At 69.3% G+C, this 7,068-nt stretch carries 5 protein-coding genes and 1 pseudogene; 1 reads left to right on the forward strand and 5 read right to left on the reverse strand.

The annotated features are described in order from the left end of the window. Positions 1–241: 241 nt before the first annotated feature. The 5 genes from FV233_RS27100 to dnaK all read right to left on the reverse strand — a co-directional run bounded on the left by FV233_RS27100 (position 242) and on the right by dnaK (position 6,464). Positions 242–442 carry a hypothetical protein gene (locus FV233_RS27100; RefSeq protein ID WP_147899365.1) on the reverse strand — a complete coding sequence of 67 codons (201 nt, stop codon included), beginning with the start codon at positions 440–442 and terminating at the stop codon, positions 242–244. A gap of 121 nt (positions 443–563) precedes the next feature. Further along, positions 564–2,036, reverse strand: a complete 1,473-nt coding sequence (gene zwf / locus FV233_RS27105; RefSeq protein ID WP_147899366.1) for a glucose-6-phosphate dehydrogenase — start codon at positions 2,034–2,036, stop codon at positions 564–566. Between the two features lie 251 nt (positions 2,037–2,287). Next, entirely contained in the window at positions 2,288–2,926 is a 639-nt protein-coding gene (locus FV233_RS27110; protein WP_147856997.1) for a phospholipid methyltransferase, read from the reverse strand. 201 nt (positions 2,927–3,127) lie between these two features. After that, the gene (dnaJ, locus tag FV233_RS27115; RefSeq protein WP_147899367.1) at positions 3,128–4,270 is read right to left on the reverse strand and encodes a molecular chaperone DnaJ; all 1,143 of its coding nucleotides are present in this window, start codon (positions 4,268–4,270) and stop codon (positions 3,128–3,130) included. A 277-nt stretch (positions 4,271–4,547) separates the two neighbouring features. Beyond that, positions 4,548–6,464, reverse strand: coding sequence for a molecular chaperone DnaK (gene dnaK / locus FV233_RS27120; protein ID WP_147857024.1), 1,917 nt, complete (start codon positions 6,462–6,464; stop codon positions 4,548–4,550). 390 nt (positions 6,465–6,854) lie between these two features. On the opposite strand from dnaK, the pseudogene FV233_RS27125 reads away from it, so the two are divergent. After that, positions 6,855–7,068 (forward strand): annotated as a pseudogene (locus FV233_RS27125) (hypothetical protein); the annotation flags it as partial.

The raw sequence follows: 7,068 nt of genomic DNA on the forward strand, positions 1-7,068 counted from the left end.
CCGCGCATTGCCGGACCGAGGATCCGGAACCGCCGCGAAAAACACACCCAGACCGCCCATGCAGGATCTCCCGTGCTCCAGGAGACCTTAAAGAATCCAGTTCGCGCTTCGCCGAAAGACCCCGCTGCCAAATGCGATTCCCCTGCCCGCCCGGGAGAGGGGACCCGCGCCCGTCCGGCAAACGGATTGTGGCTGCGGGGGGAGCGGCCCTATCTCAACCGACCGGTAGCCCGACCCGACCTCACGCGCTGCGCCGCTCGCGCTCCAGGCGTTTGGCGAGGCGGGTGGCGCCGTAGACCTCGCTCAGGCGGCGGCGGGCGGCGGAGATCGGCGGCGCCTGCCGCTCGACATGGGCGGCCGCGATGACCCGCAGGGCGGCGTCGACCGAGCGCTCGAGCCGGCGTTCGGCCGAGCCGGCCACGTCCGGATACGTGTTCAGCATGCGATGATCCCTCGTGCGGGGCCGGGCCCGCCCTCTCGCGGGGCGGTGGCCGGCGGCGGGGACCAATCTCGGCACCCGGCTTGACCGCATCAAGGCAGCTTGGCCGTAAGCCGCCGCGCCTTTACCGCAGCTCCTCGTGCCAGGTCCGCCCGTCGCGCTCGATCAGCGCGATGGCGGCGGTAGGCCCCCAGCTTCCGGCCGGGTAGGGCCGCGGCGCCTCCGGGCGGTCGGCCCAGGCCTTGAGCACGCCGTCGGCCCAGGCCCAGGCGGCCTCGACCTCGTCGCGGCGCATGAACAGGGTGGCGTTGCCCCGGACCACGTCCATCAGCAGGCGCTCGTAGGCGTCCGGGTAGCGCTGCTTGAAGGTCTCCTCGAAGGAGATGTCGAGGTCGGTCGGGCGCAACCGCAGGCCGCCGGGGCCCGGATCCTTGGTCATCACCTCGAGCTTCATGCCCTCCTGCGGCTGCAGGCGGATCACGAGGCGGTTCGGCTCGCGCCCGAACGCCTCCTCGGGGAAGATCGAGAACGGCGAGGCCCGGAACTGGACCACGATCTCCGACAGCTTCTGCGGCAGGCGCTTGCCGGTGCGCAGGTAGAACGGCACCCCGGCCCAGCGCCCGGACTGGATCTCGACCTTCATGGCCACGAAGGTCTCGGTCCGGCTCTCGTGGCCGAGTTCGGCGAGGTAGCCCTCCACCGGCTTGCCGTCGACGGCGCCCGCCACGTACTGGCCGCGGACGGTGGCGAACTGGATGTCGTGGGCGGTGATCGGCTTGAGCGCGCGCAGCACCTTCAGCTTCTCGTCGCGCACGGAGTTCGCCTCGAGGTTGAGCGGGCTCTCCATGGCGGTGAGGCACAGCAGCTGCAGGATGTGGTTCTGCAGCATGTCGCGCATCGCGCCCGACGTGTCGTAGTAGCCGGCCCGCCCCTCGACCCCGACCGTCTCGGCCACGGTGATCTGGACGTGGTCGATCACGTCCGAGGTCCAGAGCCGCTCGAAGATGGTGTTGGCGAACCGCAGGGAGAGCAGGTTCTGCACCGTCTCCTTGCCGAGGTAGTGGTCGATCCGGAAGATCTGCGATTCGGGGAAGACCTCGCCGACCGCGTCGTTGATCGCGCGGGCGGATTTCAGATCCTTGCCGATCGGCTTCTCCAGCACGACCCGGGACTTCTCGCCGACGAGCCCGTGCGAGGCGAGGTTGCGGCAGATCGAGCCGTAGAGGTCGGGCGAGGTGGCGAGGTAGTAGGGCCGGACCTGGTCGGGCCGCTCGTCGAGCTTGGCCACGAGGTCGGCCCAGCCGCTCTCGCCGGCCCCGTCCACCGCCACGTAATCCACGTGGTCGAGGAAGGCGTGGAGCGCGTCCTCGGCGAGGTCCGAGGCGGGCACGAAGCGCTTGAGCGCGTCCCTCGCATGCTCCCGGAACGCGTCGGTCGACAGCTCCGAGCGCGAGGCGCCGATGATTCGGCTGCTCTGCGGGATCTGCCCGTCCCGGAACCGGTAGAACAGCGCCGGCAGCAGCTTGCGCGCCGTGAGATCGCCGGTGGCGCCGAACACGACGCAGTCGAACGAGGCAACGGGGATAATCGTGGCCAAAAGAGCGGCTCCCTGGTGTCGTGCGCGGGTGCAGCGCGGCGGGCGCGCCGCACTGACCTAACCTGGGTGCAAACGCTTCGCCAGACGAGGGGGGACCGTCAGCAAGGTCCGCGGCGCATGCCTCCGGATGAAGAGCTGAACGCCGGCTCGGTCCGATGCAGGCCCGTCATTGCAGCGCAGCGAAGCAACCCAGGCCTCCGCGCGGCGCGGCGTTCGGCTCGATGGGACAGTTGCTGGCGACAAGAGGTGTCCTACGGCCGGCGATACACCCAGACTCGCGCGGGCGGCAGGTTCAGCCAGACCCGGTTCGAGCGGTCGGCCGTGTAGCTGCCGGCCTCGCAGCGGGCCGGGATCGGCGGCACCACCGCGTAGGTGAACTGCACGAACGGCGCGCCCGGCTGCATCAGGTCGTGGGCGGCGTTGAGCAGGTCGAGACGCTGCTCCAGCGGCTTGGTGAACAGCGGCAGGCTCGAGATCGTCGCCGCGGCGGGCTGGGCCAGCGCCGTCTTGAGGGTCGCACGCATGTCGTAGGCATCGCCGCGGATGACGGTCACGCCCGGGAAGCGGCGTGTCAGCAGGCGGCAGAAATCCGGGTTGAACTCCACCAGGATCAGGCGCGAGGGCGCGATGCCCCGGCGGATCAGCGCCTCCGTGACCGGTCCCGTGCCGGGGCCGAGTTCGACCACCGGGCCTTCGCGGCGCGGATCGACGTAGGACGCCATGGTCCGGGCCAGCATCTTGCCAGACGGGGTCACGGCGCCGGTGACGAGCGGCCGCTCGAACCAGGACCGGAGGAAGCGGGCTTCGTCCTCCAGGGGGTCGCGCCGCGGCCCAAGATGGTCACCCCTGGCGGCAGGGGCCTTCGCACTGGGACGGCGGAGCGGCGGCAAGTCCTGGATTCCTCGAAGCCGATGGGAATGGAAGGCTAAGGCAACGCGCCGTCTTACAGTCAAGCCGGCCCGGCGCCTAGGGTAAGCATGCCACGCTCGCCGGATGCATAACGGGCGTGCGCGGGTTCGGATCCGGCCCGACCCGCGCGCCGCCGACCGGGATGCCGGTTCGGCCTCGGCGAGCGCGTCGGATCGGCGATCCTAGGGTCGAACGGCGCTGCCGAAGAAGTCCCGCACCTTGGCGAAGAAGCCGGCCGATTCCGGGTGGTTCTCCGGCGAGGCCGACTGATCGAACTCCTGCAGCAGCTCGCGCTGGCGCTTGGTCAGGTTCTGCGGGGTCTCGACGAAGACCTGGATGTAGAGGTCGCCGACCTCCCGGGAGCGGAGCACCGGCATGCCCTTGCCCTTGATCCGGAACTGCTTGGCGGTCTGCGTCCCGGCTGGGATCCGCACCTGGGTCTGCGAGCCGTCGATCACCGGCACGGTGATCTCGCCCGCGAGCGCGGCCGTGACCATCGAGATCGGCACCCGGCAGAACAGGTCGGCGCCGTCGCGCTGGAAGAACTCGTGCTGCTTGATCGACAGGAACACGTAGAGGTCCCCGGGCGGGCCGCCGCGCAGGCCGCTCTCGCCCTCGCCGGCCAGCCGGATGCGCAGGCCGTCATCGACGCCCGCCGGCACGTTGATCGAGAGCGTGCGCTCGCGGTTGACCCGGCCGGCGCCCTGGCAGGTGGCGCAGGGGTCGTCGACGATCTCGCCGCGGCCGTGGCAGTTCGGGCAGGTCCGCTCGATGGCGAAGAAGCCCTGCGCGGCCCGGACCCGGCCGTAGCCCGCGCAGGTCGGGCAGGCGCGCGGCTTCGAGCCCGGCTTGGCGCCCGAGCCGTCGCAGGCTTCGCAGGTCACCGAGGTCGGGATCCGGATCGTCTCGGCCTTGCCGATGAAGGCCTCTTCGAGGGTGATCTCGAGGTTGTAGCGCAGGTCGGAGCCGCGCTCGCGGCCCGGGGTCCCGCCGCCGCGGCCGCGCTGGGCGCCGCCCCGGCCGTCGCCGAAGAAGTTGTCGAAGATGTCCGACATGAAGTCGCCGAACTCGTTGCCGAATCCGGGGCCGCCCGCACCCTGGCTGAAGGCGGCGTGGCCGAACTTGTCGTAGGCCGCGCGCTTCTGCCCGTCCGAGAGGCACTGATAGGCCTCGTTCAATTCCTTGAACTTGATCTCGGCTTCCTTGTCGCCGGGATTGCGGTCGGGATGATAGGTCATCGCGAGCTTGCGGAAGGCGACCTTCAGCTCACCTTCCGTCGCGGTCTTGGCGCATCCCAGGATCTCGTAATAGTCCCGCTTCGACATCCCACCCAGTCTCCGGACACTCAGAAAGCGCTGTGTTCCCTGGACCAGTCCCTCGTGCCCGCCGGGGCGGGCCGTTCAGGGGGCGGTCTCGAGCAGGGTGAGCGGGCCGAGGCATCGCCGCGATCGTGGCGACCCCGGCGCTCTAGCATGAGCCGGCCGGTCCGAGGCTGAATTCGGACGATATCCGGGTCCTGCGGCGCCCGCGCAACAGCGCGTCTCACAAGCAGAGGCGGGGCCGGATCGCTCCGGCCCCGCGCGGTCCTGTCGAAACGACGCCTCAGGCGCGCTTCTTCTGGTCCTTGTCGTCGACCTCCTGGAAGTCGGCGTCGATGACGTCGTCCTTCTTCTCGGAGGCGCCCGCCTCGGCACCGGCCTCGGGGCCGGCACCCTGGTTGGCGCTGTACATCGCCTCGCCGAGCTTCATCGAGGCCTGCATCAGGTCCGTGGTCCGGGCCTTGATGGTCTCGACGTCCTCGCCCTCAAGCGCGGTCTTGAGCGCGGTCATCGCGGTCTCGATCGCGCCCTTGTCGGCGGCCGGGACCTTGTCGCCGTACTCCGCGACCGACTTCTCGGTGGCATGGACCAGGCTCTCGCCCTGGTTCTTCACCTCGACCAGCTCGCGGCGCTTCTTGTCCGCCTCGGCGTTGGCCTCGGCGTCCTTCACCATCCGGTCGATGTCGGCGTCCGAGAGGCCGCCCGAGGCCTGGATGCGGATCTGGTGCTCCTTGTTCGTCGCCTTGTCCTTGGCCGTCACGTTGACGATGCCGTTGGCGTCGATGTCGAAGGTCACCTCGATCTGCGGCATGCCGCGGGGTGCCGGCGGGATGCCGACCAGGTCGAACTGGCCGAGCAGCTTGTTGTCGGCCGCCATCTCGCGCTCACCCTGGAAGACCCGGATCGTGACGGCGTTCTGGTTGTCCTCCGCCGTCGAGAAGGTCTGGGACTTCTTGGTCGGGATCGTGGTGTTGCGGTCGATGAGCCGGGTGAACACGCCGCCCAGCGTCTCGATGCCCAGCGACAGCGGGGTCACGTCGAGCAGCAGCACGTCCTTGACGTCGCCCTGGAGCACGCCCGCCTGCACGGCGGCACCGATCGCCACGACCTCATCCGGGTTGACGCCCTTGTGCGGCTCCTTGCCGAAGAAGGACTTCACCACTTCCTGGATCTTGGGCATGCGGATCATGCCGCCGACCAGCACCACCTCGTCGATCTCGGAGGCCGACACGCCGGCATCCTTGAGCGCCTTGCGGCAGGGCTCGATCGTGCGCTGCACCAGGTCGTCCACCAGCGACTCGAACTTCGCCCGGCTGAGCTTCAGCGCGAGGTGCTTCGGGCCGGTCTGGTCGGCGGTGATGTAGGGCAGGTTGATCTCGGTCTGGGTGGCCGAGGACAGCTCGATCTTCGCCTTCTCGGCGGCCTCCTTGAGGCGCTGGAGGGCGAGCTTGTCCTTGGTCAGGTCGATGCCCTGCTCCTTCTTGAACTCGGCGGTCAGGTACTCGACCACGCGGTTGTCGAAGTCCTCGCCGCCCAGGAAGGTGTCGCCGTTGGTCGACTTCACCTCGAACACGCCGTCGCCGATCTCCAGGATCGACACGTCGAAGGTGCCGCCGCCGAGGTCGTAGACCGCGATGGTGCCGGCCTTCTTCTTGTCGAGGCCGTACGCGAGGGCGGCCGCGGTCGGCTCGTTGATGATGCGCAGCACCTCGAGGCCCGCGATCTTGCCGGCATCCTTGGTCGCCTGGCGCTGGGCGTCGTTGAAGTAGGCCGGGACCGTGATGACCGCCTGCGTGACCGGCTGGCCGAGATGCGACTCCGCGGTCTCCTTCATCTTCTGCAGCGTGAAGGCGGAGATCTGCGAGGGCGAATACTTCTTGCCGTCGGCCTCGACCCAGGCGTCGCCGTTGTCGCCGCGGACGATCGTGTAGGGAACGAGGCCCTTGTCCTTCTGGGTCATCGGGTCGTCGAAGGTGCGCCCGACGAGCCGCTTGATGGCGAAGAACGTGCGCTCGGGGTTCGTGACCGCCTGGCGCTTGGCCGGCTGGCCGACGAGCCGCTCGCCGTCGTCCGTGAAGGCGACGATCGACGGCGTGGTGCGGGCGCCTTCAGAATTCTCGATGACCCGGGGCTGCGTGCCTTCCATGACGGCCACGCAGGAATTGGTGGTGCCCAGATCGATACCGATAACTTTACCCATGGTGGGATCCCTCTTTTCGTCGCGTTCAAGCAGACCGCCGAGCCCCGAAGCAGCTCGGCCCATGGCGGATGAGTGTGTGATGTGAGTATGGGACCCGGGCCGGATCAAGGGCCGTGAACGGCTGAAATCCAGCGCGTAATCCCGCGTCGAGGGCGATATAAGAACCCCCGGACGGGCTCGCAAGGCAAAGCCGGCGCGTTGGCCCCGGCGATCGGACTTTCTGCCAAGGCTTTGTTCTGCCTCAAAAATCCCTTCGTGGCGCCCGCATTGCCCGAATGGCGTCGACGGATTTTGTTGCTCCGCTGCCACGTCAAGGCCATCGATGGCGTGTTAACGGTTCGACAAGGGGTTGAGCGTGGCCCCGCCACCTCATCCTCCCGTCAGAGCCCGATGCCTCGGACCCGCAGCTTCCTGCTCCCCCGCCTGCTCCCCGTCCTGGCGGCCGCGATCGCGGCTCCCGCGCTGCTCGGCGCGCCGCCGGCGCAGGCCCAGAACTTCTTCGAGCGCCTCTTCGGGATCAAGCCCGAACGGCCGCCGGTGCCGCCCCGCGGCGTGCCCGAGGGTCCGCCCGCGGCCCCCGCCCCGGGGGAGCCGGGTCCCGCCC

The sequence above is a fragment of the Methylobacterium sp. WL7 genome, assembly GCF_008040085.1.
Lineage (GTDB): Bacteria > Pseudomonadota > Alphaproteobacteria > Rhizobiales > Beijerinckiaceae > Methylobacterium > Methylobacterium mesophilicum.

Excerpts from the sequence above, each read along its gene's own strand:
- FV233_RS27100 (WP_147899365.1), bottom strand. The coding sequence starts at position 442 with ATGCTGAACACGTATCCGGACGTGGCCGGCTCGGCCGAACGCCGGCTC.
- dnaJ (WP_147899367.1), bottom strand. The coding sequence starts at position 4,270 with ATGTCGAAGCGGGACTATTACGAGATCCTGGGATGCGCCAAGACCGCG.
- dnaK (WP_147857024.1), bottom strand. The coding sequence starts at position 6,464 with ATGGGTAAAGTTATCGGTATCGATCTGGGCACCACCAATTCCTGCGTG.